33 protein-coding genes and 1 pseudogene are annotated in these 22,409 nt (G+C 41.5%); 30 read left to right on the forward strand and 4 right to left on the reverse strand.

The features are described 5' to 3' along the window. Nucleotides 1-51 precede the first annotated feature (51 nt). The 3 genes from CFY87_RS09185 to CFY87_RS09195 are packed head-to-tail and all read right to left on the reverse strand — an operon-like array spanning nt 52 to nt 3,294. Nucleotides 52-600: a Slp family lipoprotein gene (locus tag CFY87_RS09185; protein ID WP_419670259.1), complete on the reverse strand. Its 549-nt coding sequence runs from the start codon at nt 598-600 to the stop codon at nt 52-54. A gap of 5 nt (nt 601-605) precedes the next feature. Further along, a complete protein-coding gene (gene tsaB, locus CFY87_RS09190) occupies nt 606-1,340 on the reverse strand; it encodes a tRNA (adenosine(37)-N6)-threonylcarbamoyltransferase complex dimerization subunit type 1 TsaB (RefSeq protein ID WP_094946895.1) in 735 nt (244 codons plus the stop codon). Between the two features lie 19 nt (nt 1,341-1,359). Beyond that, nucleotides 1,360-3,294 (reverse strand): DNA repair helicase YoaA, encoded by a 1,935-nt coding sequence (locus tag CFY87_RS09195; protein ID WP_094946897.1) that lies wholly within the window; start codon nt 3,292-3,294, stop codon nt 1,360-1,362. Nucleotides 3,295-3,371: 77 nt separating this feature from the next. On the opposite strand from CFY87_RS09195, the gene CFY87_RS09200 reads away from it, so the two are divergent. Next, the gene (locus CFY87_RS09200) at nt 3,372-4,184 is read left to right on the forward strand and encodes a D-hexose-6-phosphate mutarotase (protein WP_094946899.1); all 813 of its coding nucleotides are present in this window, start codon (nt 3,372-3,374) and stop codon (nt 4,182-4,184) included. A gap of 809 nt (nt 4,185-4,993) precedes the next feature. Here the strand turns inward: CFY87_RS09200 and CFY87_RS09205 are convergent. Further along, complete coding sequence (locus CFY87_RS09205) at nt 4,994-5,725, reverse strand: XRE family transcriptional regulator (protein ID WP_094946901.1); 732 nt, start codon at nt 5,723-5,725, stop codon at nt 4,994-4,996. Between the two features lie 152 nt (nt 5,726-5,877). Here CFY87_RS09205 and CFY87_RS09210 point away from each other — a divergent pair, with 152 nt between their 5' ends. The 29 genes and pseudogenes from CFY87_RS09210 (at nt 5,878) to CFY87_RS09335 (ending at nt 22,381) form a co-directional block, all read left to right on the forward strand. Next, nucleotides 5,878-6,087, forward strand: a complete 210-nt coding sequence (locus CFY87_RS09210; protein ID WP_094946903.1) for a helix-turn-helix domain-containing protein — start codon at nt 5,878-5,880, stop codon at nt 6,085-6,087. A 9-nt stretch (nt 6,088-6,096) separates the two neighbouring features. Beyond that, the gene (locus CFY87_RS09215; RefSeq protein WP_236757408.1) at nt 6,097-8,067 is read left to right on the forward strand and encodes a Mu transposase C-terminal domain-containing protein; all 1,971 of its coding nucleotides are present in this window, start codon (nt 6,097-6,099) and stop codon (nt 8,065-8,067) included. A gap of 10 nt (nt 8,068-8,077) precedes the next feature. Then, nucleotides 8,078-8,476 (forward strand): hypothetical protein, encoded by a 399-nt coding sequence (locus CFY87_RS09220; RefSeq protein ID WP_236757409.1) that lies wholly within the window; start codon nt 8,078-8,080, stop codon nt 8,474-8,476. A gap of 51 nt (nt 8,477-8,527) precedes the next feature. Beyond that, nucleotides 8,528-9,409, forward strand: a complete 882-nt coding sequence (locus tag CFY87_RS09225) for an AAA family ATPase (protein WP_094946908.1) — start codon at nt 8,528-8,530, stop codon at nt 9,407-9,409. A gap of 58 nt (nt 9,410-9,467) precedes the next feature. Next, nucleotides 9,468-9,716 carry a hypothetical protein gene (locus CFY87_RS09230; RefSeq protein WP_094946911.1) on the forward strand — a complete coding sequence of 83 codons (249 nt, stop codon included), beginning with the start codon at nt 9,468-9,470 and terminating at the stop codon, nt 9,714-9,716. Between the two features lie 8 nt (nt 9,717-9,724). Then, nucleotides 9,725-9,916, forward strand: coding sequence for an HTH domain-containing protein (locus CFY87_RS09235; protein ID WP_005647090.1), 192 nt, complete (start codon nt 9,725-9,727; stop codon nt 9,914-9,916). Then, complete coding sequence (locus CFY87_RS09240; protein ID WP_094946914.1) at nt 9,917-10,534, forward strand: DUF3164 family protein; 618 nt, start codon at nt 9,917-9,919, stop codon at nt 10,532-10,534. Between the two features lie 185 nt (nt 10,535-10,719). Further along, nucleotides 10,720-10,917, forward strand: coding sequence for an ANR family transcriptional regulator (locus CFY87_RS09245; RefSeq protein ID WP_005641531.1), 198 nt, complete (start codon nt 10,720-10,722; stop codon nt 10,915-10,917). A gap of 8 nt (nt 10,918-10,925) precedes the next feature. Beyond that, nucleotides 10,926-11,084, forward strand: a complete 159-nt coding sequence (locus CFY87_RS11815; RefSeq protein WP_169711613.1) for a hypothetical protein — start codon at nt 10,926-10,928, stop codon at nt 11,082-11,084. Further along, nucleotides 11,081-11,281: a hypothetical protein gene (locus CFY87_RS09250; protein ID WP_094946917.1), complete on the forward strand. Its 201-nt coding sequence runs from the start codon at nt 11,081-11,083 to the stop codon at nt 11,279-11,281. The genes CFY87_RS11815 and CFY87_RS09250 overlap by 4 nt, the downstream gene beginning before the upstream one ends. Nucleotides 11,282-11,383: 102 nt before the next feature. Continuing rightward, complete coding sequence (locus CFY87_RS09255) at nt 11,384-11,944, forward strand: DUF5420 family protein (RefSeq protein WP_042611660.1); 561 nt, start codon at nt 11,384-11,386, stop codon at nt 11,942-11,944. 3 nt (nt 11,945-11,947) lie between these two features. Next, nucleotides 11,948-12,196 carry a hypothetical protein gene (locus tag CFY87_RS09260; protein ID WP_042611659.1) on the forward strand — a complete coding sequence of 83 codons (249 nt, stop codon included), beginning with the start codon at nt 11,948-11,950 and terminating at the stop codon, nt 12,194-12,196. A 109-nt stretch (nt 12,197-12,305) separates the two neighbouring features. Next, complete coding sequence (locus tag CFY87_RS09265; protein ID WP_042611658.1) at nt 12,306-12,545, forward strand: hypothetical protein; 240 nt, start codon at nt 12,306-12,308, stop codon at nt 12,543-12,545. Beyond that, the gene (locus CFY87_RS09270) at nt 12,542-13,090 is read left to right on the forward strand and encodes a hypothetical protein (protein ID WP_094946920.1); all 549 of its coding nucleotides are present in this window, start codon (nt 12,542-12,544) and stop codon (nt 13,088-13,090) included. The genes CFY87_RS09265 and CFY87_RS09270 overlap by 4 nt, the downstream gene beginning before the upstream one ends. Next, nucleotides 13,080-13,481: a gp16 family protein gene (locus tag CFY87_RS09275; RefSeq protein ID WP_094946923.1), complete on the forward strand. Its 402-nt coding sequence runs from the start codon at nt 13,080-13,082 to the stop codon at nt 13,479-13,481. Before CFY87_RS09270 ends, CFY87_RS09275 begins: the two co-directional genes overlap by 11 nt. 370 nt (nt 13,482-13,851) lie before the next feature. Further along, nucleotides 13,852-14,487 (forward strand): antA/AntB antirepressor family protein, encoded by a 636-nt coding sequence (locus CFY87_RS09280; RefSeq protein ID WP_094946926.1) that lies wholly within the window; start codon nt 13,852-13,854, stop codon nt 14,485-14,487. 9 nt (nt 14,488-14,496) lie between these two features. After that, nucleotides 14,497-14,715, forward strand: coding sequence for a hypothetical protein (locus CFY87_RS09285; protein WP_094946929.1), 219 nt, complete (start codon nt 14,497-14,499; stop codon nt 14,713-14,715). 112 nt (nt 14,716-14,827) lie between these two features. Beyond that, the gene (locus tag CFY87_RS09290) at nt 14,828-15,256 is read left to right on the forward strand and encodes a Mor transcription activator family protein (protein WP_094946932.1); all 429 of its coding nucleotides are present in this window, start codon (nt 14,828-14,830) and stop codon (nt 15,254-15,256) included. A gap of 80 nt (nt 15,257-15,336) precedes the next feature. After that, nucleotides 15,337-15,843 (forward strand): glycoside hydrolase family 108 protein, encoded by a 507-nt coding sequence (locus tag CFY87_RS09295; RefSeq protein WP_094946934.1) that lies wholly within the window; start codon nt 15,337-15,339, stop codon nt 15,841-15,843. A gap of 153 nt (nt 15,844-15,996) precedes the next feature. Next, a pseudogene (locus tag CFY87_RS09300) lies at nt 15,997-16,286 on the forward strand (DUF2644 domain-containing protein). Continuing rightward, the gene (locus CFY87_RS09305) at nt 16,286-16,543 is read left to right on the forward strand and encodes a DUF2681 domain-containing protein (RefSeq protein WP_094946937.1); all 258 of its coding nucleotides are present in this window, start codon (nt 16,286-16,288) and stop codon (nt 16,541-16,543) included. The pseudogene CFY87_RS09300 and the gene CFY87_RS09305 overlap by 1 nt, the downstream one beginning before the upstream one ends. Beyond that, nucleotides 16,536-16,676 (forward strand): hypothetical protein, encoded by a 141-nt coding sequence (locus CFY87_RS11820; protein ID WP_169711614.1) that lies wholly within the window; start codon nt 16,536-16,538, stop codon nt 16,674-16,676. The genes CFY87_RS09305 and CFY87_RS11820 overlap by 8 nt, the downstream gene beginning before the upstream one ends. Beyond that, the gene (locus CFY87_RS09310; protein WP_094946940.1) at nt 16,660-16,911 is read left to right on the forward strand and encodes a hypothetical protein; all 252 of its coding nucleotides are present in this window, start codon (nt 16,660-16,662) and stop codon (nt 16,909-16,911) included. Before CFY87_RS11820 ends, CFY87_RS09310 begins: the two co-directional genes overlap by 17 nt. Then, nucleotides 16,908-17,177 (forward strand): hypothetical protein, encoded by a 270-nt coding sequence (locus CFY87_RS09315; protein ID WP_236757411.1) that lies wholly within the window; start codon nt 16,908-16,910, stop codon nt 17,175-17,177. Before CFY87_RS09310 ends, CFY87_RS09315 begins: the two co-directional genes overlap by 4 nt. A 5-nt stretch (nt 17,178-17,182) precedes the next feature. Continuing rightward, complete coding sequence (locus CFY87_RS09320) at nt 17,183-17,686, forward strand: DUF1804 family protein (protein WP_094946944.1); 504 nt, start codon at nt 17,183-17,185, stop codon at nt 17,684-17,686. Further along, nucleotides 17,683-17,826, forward strand: coding sequence for a hypothetical protein (locus tag CFY87_RS11825; protein WP_005681449.1), 144 nt, complete (start codon nt 17,683-17,685; stop codon nt 17,824-17,826). The genes CFY87_RS09320 and CFY87_RS11825 overlap by 4 nt, the downstream gene beginning before the upstream one ends. Next, a complete protein-coding gene (terL, locus tag CFY87_RS09325) occupies nt 17,816-19,462 on the forward strand; it encodes a phage terminase large subunit (RefSeq protein ID WP_094946947.1) in 1,647 nt (548 codons plus the stop codon). The genes CFY87_RS11825 and terL overlap by 11 nt, the downstream gene beginning before the upstream one ends. 11 nt (nt 19,463-19,473) lie before the next feature. Further along, nucleotides 19,474-21,096 carry a DUF935 domain-containing protein gene (locus CFY87_RS09330; RefSeq protein WP_094946950.1) on the forward strand — a complete coding sequence of 541 codons (1,623 nt, stop codon included), beginning with the start codon at nt 19,474-19,476 and terminating at the stop codon, nt 21,094-21,096. Next, complete coding sequence (locus tag CFY87_RS09335) at nt 21,080-22,381, forward strand: phage minor head protein (protein WP_094946953.1); 1,302 nt, start codon at nt 21,080-21,082, stop codon at nt 22,379-22,381. Before CFY87_RS09330 ends, CFY87_RS09335 begins: the two co-directional genes overlap by 17 nt. Nucleotides 22,382-22,409 lie beyond the last annotated feature (28 nt).

Below are 22,409 nucleotides of genomic sequence, written 5' to 3' on the forward strand. Positions count from 1 at the left end.
TTTTCCTTATAAATAAAATAATTTGTGGCGATTTTACCACCTAAAATACAATTAATACAAATAATAGCGCAAACGAGGCTCTTGCCGCCAAAAACGGGATGACCAACCAAATCGCCCATATCCCCACTTATCCCAATCGTCCGGTTCATAATAGTATTCCTGTACTAATTTCCAGCGTTTATAATGAGTTACATCAACTACCGGATACCAATAATCCGCCTGATCAATTTTTCCTTTTTCTTGCTTAATTAATTTTCCGGCAACGGTAATAAATTGATCTTTTAAATATTCCGGATCAATAAATCCCGGCAAATAGGCGACAAAACGCCCTTCAACAGTACCATCAATGGACGGTTTTGCCGAAAGACCACGCACAGGCAAACTCAATACTTCAATTTTTATCTGATCTTTCAACGCTATTGCCGACAAGACTTTACCGCCCAAACGCACCTCTTTGCATTGACATTCATAATCCGACGGTTCAATCTTTTTCACGCTTTGAATCGTAAATTCATTGCGTTCCAATCCTAGTGGTGGCGCGATACAGGCGCTTAACCCACATACCATCACCACCATTAACCACATTCGTTTCATAAGCATTCCCCTTATTCTCTACCTGGTAATTTATTCCAAACCACGGTATTACGCAAATAAACCGGCTCAATTTCGACCGCACTTATATATTCTTGGCGACAATAATGCGGCAACGCCAACGACAACATATAACGCGCTGATGGCAATTGAATATCCGACGGACGCCCGATATTACCTTTATTTAATAAAGCATACGCCCCCCAGCCGGTTCCCACTTGCCGATCTTCTGCCTGCAAGGAATGTGTATTCATCCCTGCTAATTGCATCACCACTTGCTCCGGCGAACAAACTTGTTCGGCAATAATGGGCTGCCAATCCATAAACTCGCAAAAATCCGACCGCACTTTTTGCCCCTGCAAATAGCTAAAATACACCTCATCCATACGTGCATCAATCGCCGCCAAAACCCGATTTGCCCCGTATTGCTCATAGGCTTGTTGCGCCATGGCGGTTAAATTTGAAATAGGAATCACGGGCAAATCAGCCCCCAACGCCAATCCCTGTGCAATACCAGCCGCCACACGCACACCGGTAAAACTTCCGGGACCTCGCCCAAAGGCTAAAGCATCCACTTGCTTTAATTGAAGACCGGAATTCGCCAACAATTGATCCACCATTGGCAAAATCCGCTTGGTATGTGAACGTTGAGCAATTTCATCTAAATAGGTTATTTCCCCATGATGCCATAAGGCAACGGAACAGCTTTCCGTTGCGGTATCCAATGCCAACAGCGTTATATTCTTCATTTTATTTTCCAAATGTTTTTTAATGTTGTAAATTTGTCAGAAATTGTATCACTTTGTGCAAGTCTCTGGTACGTTTTGCAGGAGGCAAACTTTTCAAAAAAGTTTCCCCATAGCTGCGCATCACCAACCGACTATCACAAATAATCACCACGCCACGATCGTGAATATCACGAATTAATCGCCCAACCCCTTGTTTTAACGCGATCACTGCTTCCGGTAATTGAATTTGATTAAACGGATCCCCCCCCTGCAAACGACAATCTTCAATTCGCGCATTTAATAAGGGGTCGTCGGGCGCAGTAAAGGGCAATTTATCAATGATCACTAATGATAGCGCGTCCCCCCGCACGTCTACCCCCTCCCAAAAGCCGGACGTGGCAACCAACACACGATCTTTATCTTCAATAAATTGCTCCAATAATTTCGCTTTAGAAGTTTCACCTTGTAATAAGACTTGCAACTGACTATTGACACGCAAATATTCCGCTAAACCGCGCATCATGGAATAAGACGTACAAAGCACAAAACAGCGCCCTTGATTTCCTTCAATTACCGGCAATAACATCTCGCCCAAGCACGCTAATGTATTTTGCTGATTTGTTGCCGGTAAATAACGCGGTACACAAAGCATGGCTTGTTCTGCATAATTAAATGGACTGTGCAAAATTTTCCGTTCAGCGTCGTCAATGCCCAACCGCTGGCAAAAATGCTCAAAGGTTCCTCCCACTTCCAAGGTAGCAGAAGTAAAAATCCAAGCGGTTTCACGCAATTTCATTTGCTCACCGAATTTATCAGCGACAGTTAATGGCGTAATATGCAAGGCGAAATAACGCCCCATGGTTTCATACCAATAGCAATAACCAGTGACAGAAATATCCTCTAAACGTTTTAGCAAATTTTTAATCGTCGCAATACGATCAAATAAACTCCCCAAACTTTGCGAACGCTGAATGCCAATTTTGATCACTTCGGCAGTAAAATCCAATTTTTCTTGTAATAATCCAAGGCATTTTTTGACCGCACTTGCCTGTCGCCCATTTAATAATTCACGCCAATTTCCGCGCTGCATCCCATCACCCAGTAGCAAACGAAAATCTTGCACCACTTTCAACAACGTATCGGCTGCAACTTCCAATTGTTGCATATCACGCACTTCCGTACGATAAACCAAATTAATATCGCGACATAAATCAAAAAGTTGTCGCGCACTGACTGATTGTCCGAAATATTGACCGGCAATATCCGGAAGTTGGTGTGCTTCATCAAAAATAATCACTTCCGCATTAGGAATCAACTCACCAAATCCGCTTTCTTTCACCGCCATATCGGCAAAAAATAGATGATGATTGACCACCACTAAATCCGCATTTAACGCTTTTTTGCGTGCTAATGCCACGTAACATTCCGCATAATGCGGACAATCGGATCCCAAGCAACTTTCCGTCGTGCTGGTTAATTGAGGTAAAATCGGACTGTCTTCCGTTAACTCAACACATTCTGTCAAATCACCGCTTTGAGTGGCATTATTCCATTTTCGCACCTTGCTCAAATCCGCTAATACCGAACGCTCCCCCGCTACACCCTGCGCAATCAATTGATCCAAACGCTCTAAGCACAGATAATTGGCGCGCCCTTTTAGCAACGCAATTTTGCCACTGTAATTGAGCGCACGTTGAATCGCCGGCAAATCACGCTCAAACAGCTGATCTTGCAGATTTTTAGAACCCGTTGAAATAATCGTCTTTTTCGCGGCAAGTAGAGAAGGAGCCAAATACGCAAAGGTTTTACCGGTTCCTGTACCTGCTTCGATCACTAAAGTGCGGTGATTTTTTATCGCATTTTCCACCGCACTTGCCATCTCAATTTGCTCGGCACGAGGATGGAATCTATTGATATATCGACTTAATTCACCATCTTCGGCAAATACTTGCGTGATTTGTTTGTTACTGGTCATCATTTCATTTATTTTTTTTCATTTTGCGGTATATTGTAACAAACCCTCCGACTAAAACCGAATAAAAAGGAAAAATTATGCAGATAAAATTTGTCAAACAAATTACACAAACATTGAGTTTATATCAATACAATGACATTCCTGTACTAAAATTGCAACACCCCCTCGGCGAGGCTGAAATTTCGCTGCAAGGTGCGCAATTATTGCGTTGGCGCCCCAAATCAGCACAGCAAGATATTTTATGGTTAAGCGAAATTGAACCTTTTCTTGCCGGTAACGCTATTCGCGGTGGCATTCCTATTTGCTATCCTTGGTTTGGTCTCGGCAAAGAACCAATGCATGGATATGCGCGCATTCGCCTGTGGCAATTAAGTGATTATCAAATTAGCGAGCAAAAAGTGCGGTTAGATTTTTCCTTATTTTCTTCAGATAATTTAATTGAAGCGAAATTAACAATTATTTTTACCGAACAATGCGAATTGCACCTAACTCACTACGGAAACGAACCGGCACAAGCAGCGTTGCATACTTATTTTAATATCGGCGATATTATTCCTGTGCAAATTGAAGGATTGCCGACGCAATGTTTTAGTAAACTCACAGGGAAACAAGAAAAGGCTCCGTCACCGCGCATCATCAGCGAAAACGTCGATTGTATTTACCAAATACAAACACCGGTTACACAAAAAATAATCGATCCGACTTTTGACCGCACTATCCAAATTGAGCAACTTGATGCGTCAAACACCGTATTATGGAATCCATGGCAAAAACCGACCAGTAACATGAGCGAAAATGGCTATCAAACCATGATTTGCGTGGAAAGCGCCAAATTGGCACCAACAATGCAGCAAGGCGATAAAATTATTGTCAAAATCAGCCTTCATTAAAGTAAAATGGCTAATCCTTGATTAGCCATTTTTGTATTATTTTTTAAAAAAAAAAAAAAAATAACATTGCCATGAATAATAAAAATCTGAAAAAATTAACCGCACTTTTGTTTTATTGGAAATTGTTATCCGGAAATAAAGAAGAAAAAGATTAAAATGCGGTTATTTTTTCTCGTGTTTTACCTAAAATACATAAAAAAACCACCGCACTTTTTCGTTATTTTCTTTTATGGGGTAGTGACAATATTTGCATAAGGAAAAAGAAAAAATTTGGTGGGAAAAAATTGGTTGAAGCCCCTGTTTGTGGGGCTTTGGCATTTTTAGGGGTGGAGTTTATGCAAAAATGGAAAATGGTGGGGATTGGGGGAAAATGGTCGAAAATTGGGTTTTATTTTGCATAAAAGTTGGCGGTGAATTGTTAGGTTTTAAACATTTTTAAAAATTTAAAATTCGTTTTAAAGTGGGTTTAAAGGTTTTTAAATTCAGCTTTAAAATGGGGTGGAAATTGCAGGAAGATGAGATAAGGGTGATGCATTTAAGTGAGGTTTTTTTTATGGTTGTTTTGGTAAGAGCTAGGAGAAAAGGCGGTTTCAGTGGCAGAAATCGCCTTTTTTGTTGGTTTTTGGGGCGATTTTGGTGCGTTTAGATGAAATCTAGCGGTTTGTTGTGTGTGATTTTGCGAAAATGCGCCATTATTTGGCGGTATTTGAAAGGAACACAGGCTTCCTTGCCTTTGTGCTTTAAAATATTAAGAAAGCGCTTGTAATGCGGTTTCTTTGGATGTTACCAACATTGATGTCGGCGACATATTAGAAGTCACGATAGCCACGCACGACTTGCCCTATCACAATCAAGTTATTGGCTTGTTCTGTGTTGAGTTCTATTGGTACGTATTCTGTGTTTTGGCTGATGAGTGTGATGCCGTTGTAGGTAATTTGCACTTTCTTCACTAGCATTGCACCTTCATTATTTAATACAAAGATTTTTCCGTCTTTTAATTCCTTTTTCGACCGATCTACAATAATTTCTTCGCCGTCTTTTAGCGTTGGGTACATACTATCGCCACTTACTAAGAACATCGCACAGTCTTCCGCCTTTAAGCGGCGTGAATCGAGCCAAGCCTTTTCTACTTTGGTGGTTTGGTAAGGTTTATATTCATCATTAAAACCACCGCCACCAGCTGAAATACGCACTTCTCGGCAATCTTCAATCACAGAAAAGGTTTCGTCATTGCTTGTTTCCGTATTTATATGCTTTTGCCCACTTGTCAATTCGCCTGTTGCTAACCATTGCACGCTCACATCTGTATAAGTTGCTAATGCAATTAAGTTGTCTAGCGTCGGTAGACTAGTGTTAGTTAAATAATTATGTAGTGTGCTATACGAAATTCCAGCTTCTTTAGCAAATGCTCTACCGCTCTTATTTCCGATCAACTCCTTTAATCTTTCACTAAAAGAAGATCCTTTTCCTAATGTATGAAAAGGAACTTGTTCAATTTTAGGTTCTTTTTGTTCCTTTTTAGGATTTAAAAGGGTTTCCATTGATTTTTACCTTTTGAAAATAATTTATAAAAAGGAACGGAAATGTGTTGCATTGTTCCTTTTTGTGATCAATAATATTATTACATTGAATAATACAAGCGTATTATTCACTGTAATAACCTTTTAATTTATCAGAAAAAGGAACAAATGCAATGATTAATGATTGGGAAAGGGTAGATATTATCTATGCCTTAAAGAAAAAAGGAACAACCCTAGCTGCATTGTCACGACAATCAGGTCTTAATTCTAGAACGTTAAATAATGCTTTAGATCGCCGTTACCCTAAAGGAGAAAAGATTATCGCTGGTGCTATTGGCGTTGAACCTAGAACTATTTGGCCATCTCGTTATATCAATCGCTAAGGAGTGGTTATGAATATGTGGTTTACAGTTCAAGAATTAACAGCTTGCCATAGTTTTCCTAATACTGAACGTGGCGGTCGTAAATTCTTAGACAAGATTGTAAAAGATAAACCGGATATCAAACGTAAAAGACAAGGAACTAAAGCGTTTGAGTATGCTTTTTCAGGACTACCAGAGCAAATACAAAATGAGCTTTGTCATCGATATTCAGTTTCTATCGTTAAAGCTAAACCCAAATCCCTCCCCGCCGATCTCCGTCAGGTGGAATTAAAAACTTTAACGGAAAAACAACGTGCAGTGGCAGGAGCAAGAATGGCGTTAGTTGCTCAAGTGGCACAGCTTGAACAAGCCCAACCTCGTTACAAGGCGATTAAGTTTTTTTGTGAACAAATCAAGCGTGGTGGCATTTCTTCTGATTTGATGAGATTGGTGGAAACCGCCAATAATAAGAAAGGGAAAAATCGCACTTTATCTGACCGCACTTTGAATCAATGGGTGTTGGATTATGAAAAGGCAGATACCCCTGAAGAACGATTAAAAGCCCTCGCACCAATGCAACGGGTGGCGAAAAAGGCTGAAGAAATTGTGTGGTTGCCTGACTTTTTGGCGATATATCGCCAAACCAATGGCATCAATGTGGCAGAAGCCTATCACTATTTTTCGACTGAATGGGATGCACGTTTTGCAGACGAGCCGTTACGTTTAGAAATGAAACCGAGCATTGACCAAGTTCGTGCTGCGTTGGCGAAATTGCCAAAACACATTAAAGAAATTGGTCGTAAGACAGGTTCTGAACTCCGAGCCCTTAACACTTATGTGAAACGCGATTGGAGCGTGTTGCAGGTGAATGATGTGTGGGTGGGTGATGGCCATGCGATGAAATTGAAAGTCGCCCATCCTGAACATGGTCGCCCATTTATTCCAGAGGTGACATTAATTATGGATACCTCTTGCCGTTTTATTGTGGGTTGGTCGGCTAGTTTGGCGGAAAACGTTCTCGCAGTGGCAGATGCCTTGCGTTATGGAGTGGAACGCTACGGCATACCCGCAATTTATTACTCAGATAACGGTGGTGGTGAGAAAAACTGGATGCTTGATGGGGATATTACGGGGATGTTGCCGCGTTTGGGGATTAATCACCAAACAGGGATTCCAGGCAATCCACAAGGGCGTGGGATTATTGAGCGGGTGCATCAAACGATTTTATATCGTATCGCTCGCCAGTTTGAAACCTATCACGGCACAGGGGCAGACCGCGACACTATTCGACAAGTGAGCACAGCAGTGATTTCACTGGATAAAGCAAAACGTAAAGGTGCGACACAGCTAACGCCAAAACAACAATGGGCAGTGGGTAAATTGCCAAGCTGGAATCAGTTTTTAGATGCAGTTCAAGCTGGGGTTGATTGGTACAACAACGAGCATGTGCATAGTGAAATTGGTATGACACCTGCACAAAAACGCCGTCAGTTGATGGAAAAAATGAACCCTGATGATTTAGTCTTTGTTACGCCAGTGGAAGCAAGGGATTTATTCCGCCCAAGTACATTACGTGTGGCACAACGTGGTTGGTTACAACTTTTCAATAATTATTACTTTAGCGCGAAATTACTCGATGTTGATGGGCAAAAGGTGCAAGTGATGTTTGATATTCACGATCCAAGCCAAGTGATTGTGAGAAAGCAAGACGGCACTTTTGTGTGTTATGCCGAATTAGATGGCAATAAACGTGATGCCTTCCCAATGCCGTATGTTGAGAAAACACGCCAAGAGCGTCATGCACGCCGCGCGAAATTGAAACAAGAACAGCTTGATGAGATTAATGCGGAACTTAATCCGATTATTACGATTGAACATCAGCCAGATTTTGCGGTGTTAGTGCCAAAAGTGAAGCAAAAAATCCCAGCTAAGCCGATTTTCCATAACTTAACGGAGAAAGAAGAATGGGAAGCGGAACAGGCAAAGTTAGTGAATGAATAAGGAGAACAAGATGAAGAATTTTATTGAAAAAGAACGTAAAGCGCGCAGCAAAAGACGATTTGAACGCGCTAAAACGTTGATTAAAAGAGATTGGTCGAAAATAAACGATTTCCCAGTTTGGATTTTAACCCCTAGTGGCGTTGCCCCAAATTTAGCATCGCAATCAACGGCTCTAGATATGAATCAAGGTACGCCTTCATATCCGTCGCTACAAAATCAGGCACATCAGTGCTTTGTAACAAAAGACGAAGCTGATCGTGCGAATCGCCCTGAAATTGAAGCAGCGCAAGTTGATCCTGCTCGGCAAGTTGAACAATTAGCGAGCGAATTAAAATCTGTTGTACAGCAAGCCGACCGTTTAGGGCAGAAAGTTGTTGCTGTAAGTCTTCGAGTTGAGTTTGCGACATAAGGTTCTCCTTGGTTTAGGTAGGTTTAAAACAGAATTATAACGAGGTTAAAAATGAAAAACAAAGAATTGCAACGGTTTATGACCAATAGCGGCATGACACAAAAGCAGATTGCGCAAGCGTTATCGGTGTCAGTGGGGACAATTAGTCTTTATTTGAAAGATCAATATGCAGGCGATGTGCAACGCCTTGATGACAAGGTGGCGGAGTATTTGGCACGCCAAGATCAGAAGATTTTAAAAACGCATTACAACAGACAATTTGTGTCAACCTTGGCGGCTAGAAAAACAATGGACGTTATGCAGTATGCGCATACAGAAGGCAAGATTGTCGTGGTGTATGGCGCAGCAGGCTTAGGCAAAACAGCAACCTTGAAAGAATATGCAGTGCGTTATCCGTCTTCGATGTTGATTGAAACCGATCCAGGCTATAACCCTAGAGTGCTGTTACACAAGATTGCGGAAACCTGCGGTGTTGTGGCGCAAGGGGGAAATCATGATGTCTTTGAAAAAATAGTGGAAAAATTAGATGGTTCGGAACGTTTATTGATTATTGATGAAGCAGAGTTGCTCTCCACGCGTTCTTTGGAATTTGTACGCCGTTTGCATGATAAAACCCAAATCGGTGTAGTACTTGCTGGTATGCCTAGATTGTTGGTGAATTTACGTGGGAAAAGTGGCGAATTTGCGCAGTTATATAGTCGAGTGAACAATACGCATAATTTTGGCAATGCCTTGCCAGATAAAGATTTAGCCATGTTAACGGAAAGCGCGCTCGGCACAGGGGAATTTAACGACGCCTTTATTAAATTTAGTAAAGGCAATGCGCGTCGGTTGAGTAACTTAATGAGCGGTGTGGTGCGGTTATCCAAACTCAACGAGTGCGATATTACCTACGAGATGATTGAAGAATATAACAAGATGTTGATTAGCTAAAGGAGACCAAAATGTTACAACCCAATACAACTAAACAATTAAAAAAAACAATGCCGTGATGTTGGCTTATTTAGAACAAGTGGAAAAAGCGGTGAGACGCTTAAATGAAATGGGGCTTACGGTGATTAATGTGCACTTTGAGAAGATAAGACCGACTGTGCGTGTGATGAATAATGCAGTAACAGAAAAGCTGGAGAAAGACCAACGCGCTTATGTGTATTACGTGGGGCGTGATGTGGGTCGATACCAAGAAGCGCAATTTACGGTGGAAGGTATCCGTGTGGTTTGGCGGAAATATTTGAACTAGGAGGAGGAATGGCAACGCGTCGGCAAATTTATGCAGTCTATCGTGGCGAAGAGAATTTGGGTGACGGGACTGCGGAAGAATTAGCAAAAAAACTCAATGTGAGCGAAAAAACGATTTACAGCTCGGCAACAGTCGCCCGATGTAAACGTGATAAAGGTAAGCGACTTGTGGTGATTAAGTTAGATAAAGAGGAGCTCTAAATGAAGCAGATGATTGAAGGGAAAGAATACTGGCGTGATGCAAGAGGAAATTTAACGCCAGCGGAGTTGGTGAAAGACATCGACAAAGCACGTGATGTGCTTGTGCGTGAATGGGTGGAAAAAGGCGTGTCCTTAAATAAGGAGATGCGCAATTTTAAAGATGGCATTTTCGGCGATATTCAGGCGTTTATTGAACTTTCGGCTGAAAAATACAATGCAAAAGTGGGCGGTAGTAAAGGCAATATCACACTTTATAGCTACGACGGCAAATACAAAATCCAACGTGCGATTAATGACCATTTGCAATTTGATGAACGTATTCAGGCTGCAAAAGTGTTGATTGATGAGTGCTTAAATGAATGGAGCGAAGGCTCTCGCCCTGAATTAAAAGCGTTAATTGAACGTGCGTTTAATGTAGATAAAGAGGGAAACCTCAACACTTCACGGATTTTGGGATTACGTCGTGTCGATATTCAGGATGAACGTTGGCAAAACGCGATGCAAGCAATTAGTGAGAGCGTGCAAGTGGTGAGTAGTAAGGCTTATGTGCGACTTTATGAACGAGTGGGCGAAAGCGATCAATATGTGCCGATTGCATTAGATGTAGCAGGGGCGTAGATGAGTGAGTCTGGCATCGTTGTAATTTGTCTTTTTGCACTATATGCGTGGTTAGCATATTTGATGTTTAAGAATTTATAAAACTTATTTAAATGCCCTTTAAATCTCCCCTAACCCCTCTTTACAAAAGAGGGGGATGGGATGAGGGGCATTCATAATGAGCTTTAAACCAACAGGAGAACCTTATGAACAAAAACATCAACAAGTTTGATCGCTTTAAATATTACAGTGAACAAGCGGCAAACAGTGAACGTAGAGGCGAACTGCAAGACGCCAAAGAGCAATGGGCGATAGCAGAACTTAACGCACCTAACGCACGTAACCGAGAGTGGTGCAAACACCGCGCCGCGTTTTGTGAACGAGTATTAAGAAGACCTTTTTAGGAGGATTTATGGCTGATTATATCGTGCGCCTTTATGGCGTAATTGAAGTGAAAATGAAAGCGGAAACACTAGAACAAGCTATTGAGTTGTGTGATTTGAACACTGCTCCTCCCTTAACTGGAATGGTGGTGGAAATTGATTCAGTGATAGAAGGGGAGGAAGTATGACAGAGCAAGCTGTGACACCTTATGAAGTCAAAATCCGCGTTCTTGATGAAGTGGTTGCGACATTAGAGATGTTAGAAAACGCCAAAGAATTACTCATCAATGACGATTTTTCACAGGCTTCACGTTTATTTCGTCGAGGGGCTAGTGAGTTGAGTTTAAATGAAAGACGGTTGCGATACTTAATGCAAAACCAGTAAAACCCATTTACAGCCTATTAAATCTCCCCTAACCCCTCTTTACAAAAGAGGGGAATGAGATGAGGGGCATTCATAATAGGTTTTAACAACAAAGGAGCAAATATGAGACCTGAATTTAGATATTTTAAATGCGCATTAAGCGTTGAGCCTATTAAATCATTAGATGAGCAATGGCGAAAAGATAGAGAGCTCAGAGATAAAAAACTTGACGCTATTTTTGACACTATCCCATTTTATGAATGCTGGAGAGGAAGTGAAAGTAATATATTTGGAATTGTTTGTAGTTTAGATAGCGATGAATTTGCCAAAATAAAAGAGGATAAGACCTATAAATTTGAAATAGTTGAAAATGAGAAAGTTGTCATCACTGGCAATGGCAGAACAAAAGCCGGTAAGGCATTTAACGATAAAATCCAAAGCGTTAGAGATATTTTAAATCAATACCCAAGCTTTAATGATTTTATGCTACGAAAATTAAAACTTAATTGCTGGGTGCTTGGCGCACGCACTGGTTATGTATCTGTATGCGGTGTTGCAAGTGACTACTTTATCGTTTCAATACCAGTTAAATCAGAGGGCTTTGGTGGGGATGGCTTCCCGGCAATTCCGGAATGTTTAACAGAAATAAAACAAAGTGAATTTTTAATGTTACAGGGGAAATAGATAATGAGTGAACAAATTTACGAATTTAAGAATGTAACCGATATTTTAGTGCTTGATGAAAAACAGTTTGAACGATTCTTAGCAGATTTCAAAGAATGGTTCCATTTTCAAAAACAAGCGAGAACCGAAGCCGAAAAGCTTAGAGAACTTGGATTGAATATTACTCTAGCAGATGTGATTCGTTGGAAAGATGATGACATGATTGGAGTGGGGAAAATTACGATTGATGTGCAAAAGGCACGAGATTATTAAAACCCATTTACAGCCCATTTAAATCTCCCCTAGCCCCTCTTTACAAAAGAGAGGGATAAGTGAGATGAAGTGGGCTGAGTAATGTGTTTTATTAACTAAAGGAGCAACAATGTTAAAAGAAAGCGATTTACTTGAAGATCATGATTATGTATCAAATAACGTAAAAATATATAAAGGCAATTTAGTAAGCTGGAGACGTATTTTTAAAGTTAATCGTGCTAATGAAAGTGTGACATATTGTGAAATGAAATGGCTTAAAGATGGTTTAAAAGCGACATTGAAAACAATATCAATCAAAGCATTTTTAAAATGGGCTGTTGCTGATGTAACTAAGGAGACGAAAGAATGAAACTATGTCGGTGCCCTATTTGCCACAGTGACATTCATTTGGATGCGCTGTTGGAAGATGATGCGGGGCGTGAGATGTTGGGGTTAATCTCCAATTTGGGTGGTCGTAATGCGCGTGCGTTGGTGAGTTATATTGGTTTGTTTCGTCCTGAAAGATCGGCGCTATCTAATGGTCGGGCATTGAGATTAATGAAAGATGTGCTGGAGATGTATCAACCCAGTCCGCTACTTGCCCACGCGTTGAATGAAACGGTGCAAGCCGTGATGAAAAACCGTCGAGAAACCCGCAATATTCAGGCGTTATCGAATCATAACTATTTGAAGAAAGTGTATGAAGGGGCGAAACCCTTGTTTGCGGTAGTGCGTAATGAAGGCAAAGCTGAAATGCAAAGCGTGGCAGCTCAAGAAGAGGATCAACGTATGGCAGCCATTCAATATATTGAACGTTATGCCTCTATTGGGCAGTTGCAATTTGTGGAAAATACGCCTGCATTTGCCGTTTGGAAAGCCTGGAAAGCAGAACAGGAGAAAGACTATGTTGCGTAAAAATTTAATCGCTAAAATCCATATTGGAAAAAGCCAATTAGGTCTTGATGATGAAACCTATCGTCAATTATTGGTAAGCACAACGGGGAAAACAAGTTGTACTGAAATGACGGAAAGTGAATTGCAACAGGTGTTAAATATTATGGTGCAAAAGGGGTTTAAATCCAGTAGTCATTTTTGGGGAAATCGTGCGGCACCACGTGAAGATAAGAAAATTTATTTAGCAAAAATTACCGCACTTTTAGCAAAACATGGTTTACCGAAAGAATATGCTGATGGTATTGCGAAACGTTCGTTTAAAGTGGATTTTGTGCATTGGTTGCAGCCGTGGCAGTTGAAAAAGGTGGTGCAGATGTTGGCGGTGTATGATCGCAATCAACAAAAATCGTAAAACTTTTTGCATAATATTGGGTAAAAAACCTTGATTTCTGATTAAAAAAAGGTTAATTTTGCGATCAGGGTCGAAAACCCAATGTAAAACGGAAGCCACAACCGTGATTTCGTGGTATTTTTTTACCTAAAATTTAGGTAAAGAAATCAAAATATATCAAACAATGGTCGGGAGTGTGGTTAATACAACACTCGTAAGGGGAATAAGCCCAGTTGATTTTACACAACTTTTCGGCTCCCGACCGCCCTATTTGTAATGCTCGGCAGTGAGAGGAATACAATACCGCAAGGGAATAACTCCGCTGTTCATGTTCACAGTTTTGAGCTGCCGAACGCCAAGATAGGAAAATTCCTCGAAAAGGAAATGTAAAATGACAAACTTCTCAATCAAAACCTTTAATGGTTCAATTCAAAATCAATCTGTTCAATTAATCAATGCACGTGAGTTACACGACTTTCTTCAAAGTAAACAGCATTTTTCTGACTGGATTAAAAAACGTATTTCTGATTATGGATTTGAAGAAAACCTTGATTTTATCGGTGTTCATAAAAAAATGATCACCGAAGCAGGTTTCTTTGGTTCGCGTCAAAAAGAAGTCAAGGAATACCACATTACCCTCGATATGGCAAAAGAGCTGTGTATGCTGGAACGATCTGAAATTGGTCGCCAAGCTCGTCGCCATTTTATCAAAATGGAACAGCACGCTATTGCTTTAGCTACTGAAATGCAAGCGCAAATGCTCGCCATTCCTACATTTTTACGCAACAATCCAGATGAATTAGCACGTTTAATTACCACTGCGCAAACAGCCTTTTTAACAGCAAACCCACAAGCGAAAGACTTTTTACGCTATCGTGAAATGGGCTTAAGTTATCGTGAAATTGGTACGCTATTAGGTAAAACCAAAGATAGCGTGAAATGGATGGCATTTAAAATGCGGAATTTGGGCTTTTTTTCCTCCACATTACCAAAAACAAATGCGGTGCAGTTGGATTTGTTGGCGTAAGGGGGAACTATGGCAAACCAATTTGAAATCGAATATGTATTAGACGAAATGCGTAGCAATTTAGGTGGTTTACAATGTCTACGCCAACTGCTGGAAATCACCGACAACAGCGCCGACACCTTAAGCTATAACCAACTGGCAGGCATGATAGGTGTGTTTGTGGCATCATTGGATTGGCATGTGGAGGAAATCGCGACGTTGTTGAAAGCTGTTAAAGACCCAGAATAATAATTAACCCTAAATCCCACTTCGGTGGGATTTTTTTATCTTTTTTTTCAAAAATACCGCCTTTTTAAAATTTCCGTGTGAGAATTGTGTAAAACAATTTGCGGAGGTGTTTATGGTTGAATCTTTAGAAGATGTGGCTGAATTACTGCCGGAAACGGTGCAGCAGATGGTGGATTTGGTGGGCTTTGCTGCGGTGGAAAAAATTATTACAAATTTTGGCGGGGCAACCTTTCGATTTACTGATGGAGTGCATTATTTTCCAAAACTCAAAGCACTCATCGGTTTGGAAAGTGCGGTGAAATTACGAGAGTTTTTTCGTGGGGAATGGCTGTATATTCCTCGTTGCCAAACGGCATTGCGTGTGTTGCGTAATTATCGTTTTAAAGCCGATTATGATTATCTTACCCAGCATTTAAATAAATCAGGGCGTATGGCAATGCTTGAGCTTTGTCCTAAATATCAACTTTCTGATCGGAGCGGTTGGGAGATTTTGGCGCAAGTGCGCCATCCTGAAGAAACCCATAATCTTGCCTTGTTTTAGTGCTGAAACCGCTCCTCTCTTCTCTTTACTCTGCTTTTAAGACAATACCCTTAATCATTAATAGATTAAGGGTATTTTTTATGTCGACGTTAACTTTTCTAGATATTTTTAACCGCTTAATTGGGCATGAGGGTGGTTATGTTAATGATCTCCGCGACCCAGGCGGGGAAACCAATTGGGGGATTACTAAACGCACAGCTTTGGCAAACGGTTATCAGGGCAATATGCGTGTAATGACGCGTGAGCAGGCTTTTAAAATCTACTACTCCGCCTTTTGGTTGCGTTATCAATGCGACAAGATGCCTGAAGCGGTGGCTTTCCAGTTTTTTGATGCAGCGGTAAACCATGGATTAGGCAATGCAAGCCGTATGTTGCAACGTGCGGTGAATGTGGCGGATGACGGCATTATTGGCAATATGACCATTGCGGCGATTAAGAAGATGGCGATATCTGATGTGATTATGCGTTTGAATGCAGAACGCCTAGAGTTTTATTGCAAACTTGGCACTTTTGCAACCTTTGGGAAAGGTTGGGTGCGTCGCGTGGCGGGTAATCTTAAATATGGAGCAATTGACAATGAAGTTTAAATTTTTAGGCGTGTTTAAACGTGTTTTAAATTGGTTTAAAAGCAATCGAAAACCTTTGAAATATCGACCGCACTTTTACAGTAAAAACGCATGGAGTTATGCCAGTCGTGGGAAACCAACTCCAGCTGAAGTGATCATGCGGAGATTATGTCAATGAATAAGTTTTTTGAATTATTTACCAATAGTGATGGTCGTGCGAGTACAACGGGATTTATTCAGTTTTTCGGCTTTTTGGTGATGGCGGGTGTGCTGATTTATGCTGTTTATCTTGACCGTTCTACGGTCACTGATTTGTTTTTTATTTTGCTTGTTTTTGCGGTGGCTCAGCTGCAACTAAGGGCGCTGTAATGGCATATCAAGCCAAACAATCCAAGCTAGAAGAACCGATTACCGGTGAAGTCTATGTTGAACCGGAGCAAACGGATAGGCCAAGGGGGATTTGATGACGCTACAGATGATTTTAATCGGCTCAGGTACTGCACTGGCTATTTTTGCTTATGTGGTATTTAAGCTCAAACGTGCAGGGCGTGAAATTGACCGATTATTAAAAGATAACGAGCAGCTGGTGGGTGAAAAAGCCGTCTCTGATACGCAGGTGAAACATTATGAAACAAGAAAACAACATGAAGAAAGCAGTCGCAATACTAACCGTGACACTCTTATTAATGAGTTGCACAAGTCGGGGGATCTCCGTGATTAATGCAAGTTGTGCCGGTTTTTCGTTGATTTCCGCAAGCCGTCAAGATACGACTGAAACCTTGCGTCAAATTAAAGTGCATAATGATGTATACCGAACCATTTGTCAGCGAGGTGAAAATGGAAGTGCACATTAATGGGATGATGATTTTTAATGGGTTGGTGTCTGTTGCGGTGTTCTTTATTGGTGTGTGGTTTAAGAAATTAGACAGTGAGTTTAAAAGCCTGCATGACGAAGTTAAAGAAGTAAAGCGAGATTATGTCTCAAAAGAACTGGCTGGTACTAATCAAAGCATTTTAGATAAATTAGGTGCAATTTCTGAGCAATTGCAGTCCATTACGAAAAAATTAGATAACAAGGCAGATAAATGATGTTAGCAAGAGATCGGAAACGCTTAGAGCAATTAACCGAAAGCGCACAAACAAATGCAAAACTAGATGATATTTTAGATTTGACCCGTGCAATCAATCATAAAATCGACCGTTTAGATGGGCGTGTAGATGATATTGATGTTCGTTTAGCTAAGGTAGAGAACAACCTGGCTAAATTGGGTGTGCGATCCGCTTTAGTTGGCGGTTTAGGCGGTTTATTGGTATCGGTTGGATTTGAGCTAATCAAAGCCAAGTTAGGAGGCTAGTTAATATGGCACATGATGAAAAAACCAAGGCAGATGTGCGCCGTTATTATGTGTTTGATTGCTTAACGCTTGAATTAGCCGCTGAAAAAGCAAAAGTGTCCTATAACACTGCTCGACGCTGGAAACGTGAAGCCGAAGCTCGTGGCGATAATTGGGATAAAGTGCGTGATGCGAACACGATGGCAAGTGGCAAAGTAGAAGATGTGGCGCGCGGCATGCTGACCGCGTTTGTGCTTTATTTTGAAAACACGATGGATGAGATTAAACGCGCAGAAGAATTGCCTGTGAGTGAGAAAGCAAAACTGATCCAAGGTTTGGGTGACAGCTATTCGAAAATGGTGGCAAGTAGTAAGCGATTATTGCCTGAAGTGTCGGAAATGGCTACGGCAATAAAGACCATCACTATGTTTGGGGATTATATACAAGCCAATAAACCTGAGCTGATTAATGAGTTTGCGGACTTGTTGGATGGGTTTGGGAAAACCTTAGATAAGGAATTTAAAGCATGAAACTCTTAATTTTTCAGTTGCCATCACTTGCAGCCATTATTTGTGCATTCTTATTGTTAAGCCAAGGTATTAGTGGTTGGGGATGGTTTTTATTTATTGCTTTTTGTCTATCGGCTTCTAGAGTAAGTTATGAAAAGTAAAGAATTGTTAGCAGAATTAAAAGCCTATTCGGACAGCTTGCGACAAAAGGTCGAGGCAAAGTTTGAGGGATGGGATGATTCTCTTGCTGCCATTAGTGAGCGACGCAAAAAGGTGCTAGATCCTGTTTCGGGCTATGACTTTTTTGTGTCGAATTACTTTCCGCATTATGTGCGTTCTAGCTCTCGTTCGCAGTTGCATAACTATCTTTTTGAGCAGTTGCCACAAGTATTACAACAGCCATCATCAGTGCATTTAGCCATTGCTGCGCCACGTGGTGAAGCTAAATCGACCTTGGTTTCCCAGCTCTTTACACTTTACTGTCTTGTGACACAGAAAAAACGCTATGCGTTGATTGTGATGGATAGTATCGACCAAGCCTATCCAATGTTGGAAGCCATTAAAGTAGAGTTGGAATTTAACCAACGTTTGCGCATTGATTTCCCTGAAATGTCAGGACAAGGGCGTGTGTGGCAAGCGGCAACCATTATCACAAAAGCCAATCAAAAAGTGCAAGTGGCGGGTTCCGGCAAGAAATTGCGTGGTTTACGCCATGGGGCGTATCGTCCTGATTTGGTGGTACTGGATGATATTGAAAATGACGAACAAGTGCGTAGTCCTGAACAGCGTGACAAATTGCACGATTGGTTGAAGAAAACCGTCCTTCCGTTAGGGGCAGCTGGGGATAAGTTAGATGTGGTGTATATCGGGACTATTCTCCATTACGACAGTGTTTTAAACCGCACTTTATCGAGTAAAGCGTGGAAGACAGCCAAGTTTAAAGCCTTAATTCGTCAGCCTGATGATATGAGCCTATGGGATAAGTGGGAGGACTTCTACTTAAACGAAGGCGAAGCGGTGGCTGATGCTTTCTATACGCAAAATCAAGCGGCAATGGATAAAGGCGCAGTGGTGAGCTGGGCTGCTCGTCCTATTTTAACCTTGATGAAGATTCGGGCACGTGATGGGCATGCGACGTTTGATTCTGAATATCAAAATGATCCGTTAAGCAGTGATGATGCGATGTTTGCCAATAGTTTGACTTATTGGACGGAATTGCCAGCAAATTTAATTTATTTCGGTGCGCTTGACCCCTCTTTAGGAAAAGCAGGGGCAAGCCGTGACCCATCCGCTATTTTAGTGGGCGGGTATCACCGAGAAACAGGCAAGTTATATGTGGTCGAAGCGCAAGTGAAAAAACGTCTGCCTGATTTAATTATTGAAGACGTGATCCGTTTCCAACAGCAATACAAATGCCACCGTTGGTTTGTTGAGACCGTGCAATTTCAGGAATTTTTAAAAGATGAACTGGTTAAGCGCTCGGCACAACGTGGCATTCCTGTTCCAGCGACGGCAACTAAACCAAATACAGACAAAATGTTGCGTATTGAGAGCCTACAACCCCACATGGTGAATGGCTTAATTTTGTTGCATAGCTCACAAGCTACGCTGATTTCCCAGTTACGCCATTTTCCGAAAGCAGACCATGATGATGGCCCGGATGCGCTGGAAATGTTGTGGCGTAATGCAGTGGGTAGTTCGGCAGCGATTGAGTGGATTGGGTTAAATCAACTGAATGAGATTGAATCAGATGAATACGAAGATGAAGACGATCTTTATTCAATATGGAAACATTAAAGGCGGATTAAATGGGATTTATTGATAAGGTTAAAAACTTTTTAAAAGGTAATGAAACAGAGCCAACACAAACCGATGATGCGGAAGTAACTGCAACGGGGCGTGTATTAGATGATCACCCCTCTGCAAAAATTACGCCTTCAAAATTAAAGCAGATTTTAGAGGATGCCGAAAACGGCGATATTCAGGCGCAGCATCAACTTTTCATGGATATTGAAGAACAAGATAGCAGTATTGCCGCCAATATGATGACACGTAAGCGTTCAGTTTTAACGCTAGACTGGCGTATTGTTGAGCCACGTAATGCAACGCCTGAGGAAGAAAAATTGCAAGCCGAGATTGATGAGTTATTTTATCAATATCCCAATCTTGAAGACTTGTTTATCGATTTAATGGATGCCGTGGGACACGGTTTTTCCGCACTTGAAATTGAATGGAAATTGGAAAATGGTAAGTATATTCCGCATAACTTTATCCCGCGCCCACAGTCTTGGTTTAAATTGGATAAAGATGATAGTTTATTACTACGCACGCCAGCTAATCAAATGGGTGAGCCTTTACGTCCTTTTGGCTGGGTAGTACATCGCCATAAATCTCGTTCGACACAGTTGGCTCGTGATGGCTTATATCGCATATTGGCATGGATTTATATGTATAAGCATTATTCTGTGCGTGATTTTGCCGAGTTTTTAGAGCTTTATGGTATGCCGATTCGCATTGGTAAATATGGTGCTGGTGCCACTAATGCGGAGAAACGCACATTATTGCGTGCGTTGGCCGAAATTGGGCATAACGCGGCAGGCATTATGCCTGAATCGATGCAGATTGAACTGCATAACGTCGCTAATGCGGGGGCTGCATCGGGTAATAATCCATTTTTACAAATGGTTGATTGGTGCGAGAAATCTATTGCTCGGTTGATTTTGGGGCAAACCTTAACATCAGGGGCGGATGGTAAAAGCTCCACCAATGCGTTAGGTAATGTGCATAATGAAGTGCGTCGTGATTTGATGATTAGCGATGCGAAACAGATTGCACAAACCATTACTCAACAAATCATTTTGCCGTATTTGCAAATTAATGTTGATCCGAATATTGCGCCACATCGTGTCCCTTATTTTGAGTTTGACACAAAAGAATATGAAGATTTATCGGTATTTGCAGATGCTATCCCTAAACTTACGGGCATTGGCGTGCAGATTTCGGAAAGTTGGGTACGGGATAAATTAGGGATTCCTGAACCGCAGGAAGGTGAGTTGATTTTAAGCACACCGCAAGGTGAGAAAACAGACGAAAAAACGACCGCACTTTCTGCCGTGTTTAATCACGGTGAGGGTTGTGCTTGCGGTTGTCGTGCCGCTGCGTTGTCGGCGCAGAATGGTAAAAAGGACGAACAAGATGAACTGGACGGTTTGATTGATGATGCACTGGCAAATGCGGATTTTAATCAACAGCTTGATCCTATGATGAAACAAATTGTAGGCGTGGTCATGGCAAGTGAAAGCTATGACGAAGCACAGGAAAAACTGATCGCACTTTATCCTGATTTAACCAGTGAAAGCCATCAAGCCTATTTGGCAAGTGCGGTATTTTTAGCTGATTTATTAGGAGCAGCCAATGCCGAGCGCACCTAAGTTTGCCATTGGCGTAGAACCCAAACAAGCCATTGAGTTTTTGCGCCAAAAGAAAATGCTTGCCAGCAAGGTGTTAGCAAAAGAAATGCACGATAGCGCATTGGCACGTGCCACGACGATTGCGCGCTTAACAAGTCTTGATATGACAAAGGATATTTACCAATCTTTAGAAACTGCTATGCGTGAGGGCAAAGGCTTTCACGCTTGGAAAAAAGAACTGGTGAGTGAATTTGAACGTAAAGGCTGGATTTTTGGGAAAGATCCGTCTATTCGTGGTATTGATGGGCATTTACTGGCAGATCCAAAAACAGGGGAATATTTTGGCACGCCGCATCGGTTAAATACGATTTATCGTGTCAATATGCAGTCAGCTTATTCGGCTGCGCGTTATCAACGCTTGCGTGATAACGTGGATAATCGCCCTTATTGGCAATATTCCGCCGTGGGTGATGCGCGTACTCGCCCTGCCCATTTAGCATTGAGCGGTAAGGTGTATCGTTATGATGCTCCGTTTTGGGCGACATTCTATCCGCCTAATGGGTTTAATTGTCGCTGTACGGTGATTGCGTTAGGCGATAGAGATTTGAAACGCCGTGGGATTGATAAGCCTGACGATAGTTCTGAATTTTTGGTGGAAGTAGAACGCCCTGCGGATAAGCAAGGTAATCGTGAAAAGACGATAGGGTTTAAATTACCTGATGGCACAGTACGTGTGACGGATAAAGGCTTTGATTACAATGTGGGGAGATTAAACTACAAGCCTAATTTGGATCTTTATCCTGAAAAACTGGCGCATGCGTTTGCGAAGGTTGAGATGAAAGGTGGGGAGTTTAAGCACGATTTTGAATTTTTGGCAAAGCATATGGCGGAGATGAAACAAACGCTCAGCCCTGAAGGAAAAAAACTCACTGCTGATCAAATGTTACAGGTGCGTGATAGCCTTACCAAAAATTTTAAATTTGCAGCAGGTGTCTTGAGTGCGGAAAATAAGGATTTATTGAAAAGCAAAACTGGCACAGTGTGGCTTTCTGATGATACTTTAATTAAGCAATTTAATAGTCGTGATGGGCAAGATTTTGGGATTGATGAATATGCGGATTTGCCGGATATTGTCAATTCACCGGATAAAATTATTGTAGATGAATTCGGCTACCAATTTTATAAAGATGTAAATGGTAAGAAATTGTTAGCTGTATTGAAAGTTTTAAGTCGAGAAAACGAAATTTTTGTGCAATCGTTCAGATTGGTGAGTGATAAGCAATGGAAAAAGGCATTTAAAGAATAAGCCACTAGGCGGGGCTCGAACCCACCGC

Origin of the sequence: Actinobacillus seminis, assembly GCF_002263215.1 — a bacterium.
In the GTDB taxonomy this organism is placed as follows: domain Bacteria; phylum Pseudomonadota; class Gammaproteobacteria; order Enterobacterales; family Pasteurellaceae; genus Actinobacillus_B; species Actinobacillus_B seminis.

What these genes read in the sequence shown, in the direction of transcription:
- CFY87_RS09220 (WP_236757409.1), top strand. Translation starts at nt 8,078, where the DNA reads ATGAAGAATTTTATTGAAAAAGAACGTAAAGCGCGCAGCAAAAGACGA.
- CFY87_RS09315 (WP_236757411.1), top strand. Translation starts at nt 16,908, where the DNA reads ATGATGTTAGCAAGAGATCGGAAACGCTTAGAGCAATTAACCGAAAGC.
- terL (WP_094946947.1), top strand. Translation starts at nt 17,816, where the DNA reads ATGAAAAGTAAAGAATTGTTAGCAGAATTAAAAGCCTATTCGGACAGC.
- CFY87_RS09205 (WP_094946901.1), bottom strand. Translation starts at nt 5,725, where the DNA reads ATGGAAACCCTTTTAAATCCTAAAAAGGAACAAAAAGAACCTAAAATT.
- CFY87_RS09215 (WP_236757408.1), top strand. Translation starts at nt 6,097, where the DNA reads ATGAATATGTGGTTTACAGTTCAAGAATTAACAGCTTGCCATAGTTTT.
- CFY87_RS09200 (WP_094946899.1), top strand. Translation starts at nt 3,372, where the DNA reads ATGCAGATAAAATTTGTCAAACAAATTACACAAACATTGAGTTTATAT.
- CFY87_RS09235 (WP_005647090.1), top strand. Translation starts at nt 9,725, where the DNA reads ATGGCAACGCGTCGGCAAATTTATGCAGTCTATCGTGGCGAAGAGAAT.
- CFY87_RS09245 (WP_005641531.1), top strand. Translation starts at nt 10,720, where the DNA reads ATGAACAAAAACATCAACAAGTTTGATCGCTTTAAATATTACAGTGAA.
- CFY87_RS09225 (WP_094946908.1), top strand. Translation starts at nt 8,528, where the DNA reads ATGAAAAACAAAGAATTGCAACGGTTTATGACCAATAGCGGCATGACA.
- CFY87_RS09320 (WP_094946944.1), top strand. Translation starts at nt 17,183, where the DNA reads ATGGCACATGATGAAAAAACCAAGGCAGATGTGCGCCGTTATTATGTG.
- CFY87_RS09285 (WP_094946929.1), top strand. Translation starts at nt 14,497, where the DNA reads ATGGCAAACCAATTTGAAATCGAATATGTATTAGACGAAATGCGTAGC.
- CFY87_RS09330 (WP_094946950.1), top strand. Translation starts at nt 19,474, where the DNA reads ATGGGATTTATTGATAAGGTTAAAAACTTTTTAAAAGGTAATGAAACA.
- CFY87_RS09335 (WP_094946953.1), top strand. Translation starts at nt 21,080, where the DNA reads ATGCCGAGCGCACCTAAGTTTGCCATTGGCGTAGAACCCAAACAAGCC.
- CFY87_RS09210 (WP_094946903.1), top strand. Translation starts at nt 5,878, where the DNA reads ATGATTAATGATTGGGAAAGGGTAGATATTATCTATGCCTTAAAGAAA.
- CFY87_RS09290 (WP_094946932.1), top strand. Translation starts at nt 14,828, where the DNA reads ATGGTTGAATCTTTAGAAGATGTGGCTGAATTACTGCCGGAAACGGTG.
- CFY87_RS09305 (WP_094946937.1), top strand. Translation starts at nt 16,286, where the DNA reads ATGACGCTACAGATGATTTTAATCGGCTCAGGTACTGCACTGGCTATT.
- CFY87_RS09270 (WP_094946920.1), top strand. Translation starts at nt 12,542, where the DNA reads ATGAAACTATGTCGGTGCCCTATTTGCCACAGTGACATTCATTTGGAT.
- CFY87_RS09310 (WP_094946940.1), top strand. Translation starts at nt 16,660, where the DNA reads ATGGAAGTGCACATTAATGGGATGATGATTTTTAATGGGTTGGTGTCT.
- CFY87_RS09255 (WP_042611660.1), top strand. Translation starts at nt 11,384, where the DNA reads ATGAGACCTGAATTTAGATATTTTAAATGCGCATTAAGCGTTGAGCCT.
- CFY87_RS09275 (WP_094946923.1), top strand. Translation starts at nt 13,080, where the DNA reads ATGTTGCGTAAAAATTTAATCGCTAAAATCCATATTGGAAAAAGCCAA.
- CFY87_RS09280 (WP_094946926.1), top strand. Translation starts at nt 13,852, where the DNA reads ATGACAAACTTCTCAATCAAAACCTTTAATGGTTCAATTCAAAATCAA.
- CFY87_RS09230 (WP_094946911.1), top strand. Translation starts at nt 9,468, where the DNA reads ATGTTGGCTTATTTAGAACAAGTGGAAAAAGCGGTGAGACGCTTAAAT.
- CFY87_RS09185 (WP_419670259.1), bottom strand. Translation starts at nt 600, where the DNA reads ATGCTTATGAAACGAATGTGGTTAATGGTGGTGATGGTATGTGGGTTA.
- CFY87_RS11825 (WP_005681449.1), top strand. Translation starts at nt 17,683, where the DNA reads ATGAAACTCTTAATTTTTCAGTTGCCATCACTTGCAGCCATTATTTGT.
- CFY87_RS09250 (WP_094946917.1), top strand. Translation starts at nt 11,081, where the DNA reads ATGACAGAGCAAGCTGTGACACCTTATGAAGTCAAAATCCGCGTTCTT.
- CFY87_RS09195 (WP_094946897.1), bottom strand. Translation starts at nt 3,294, where the DNA reads ATGACCAGTAACAAACAAATCACGCAAGTATTTGCCGAAGATGGTGAA.
- tsaB (WP_094946895.1), bottom strand. Translation starts at nt 1,340, where the DNA reads ATGAAGAATATAACGCTGTTGGCATTGGATACCGCAACGGAAAGCTGT.
- CFY87_RS09265 (WP_042611658.1), top strand. Translation starts at nt 12,306, where the DNA reads ATGTTAAAAGAAAGCGATTTACTTGAAGATCATGATTATGTATCAAAT.
- CFY87_RS09240 (WP_094946914.1), top strand. Translation starts at nt 9,917, where the DNA reads ATGAAGCAGATGATTGAAGGGAAAGAATACTGGCGTGATGCAAGAGGA.
- CFY87_RS09260 (WP_042611659.1), top strand. Translation starts at nt 11,948, where the DNA reads ATGAGTGAACAAATTTACGAATTTAAGAATGTAACCGATATTTTAGTG.
- CFY87_RS11815 (WP_169711613.1), top strand. Translation starts at nt 10,926, where the DNA reads ATGGCTGATTATATCGTGCGCCTTTATGGCGTAATTGAAGTGAAAATG.
- CFY87_RS09295 (WP_094946934.1), top strand. Translation starts at nt 15,337, where the DNA reads ATGTCGACGTTAACTTTTCTAGATATTTTTAACCGCTTAATTGGGCAT.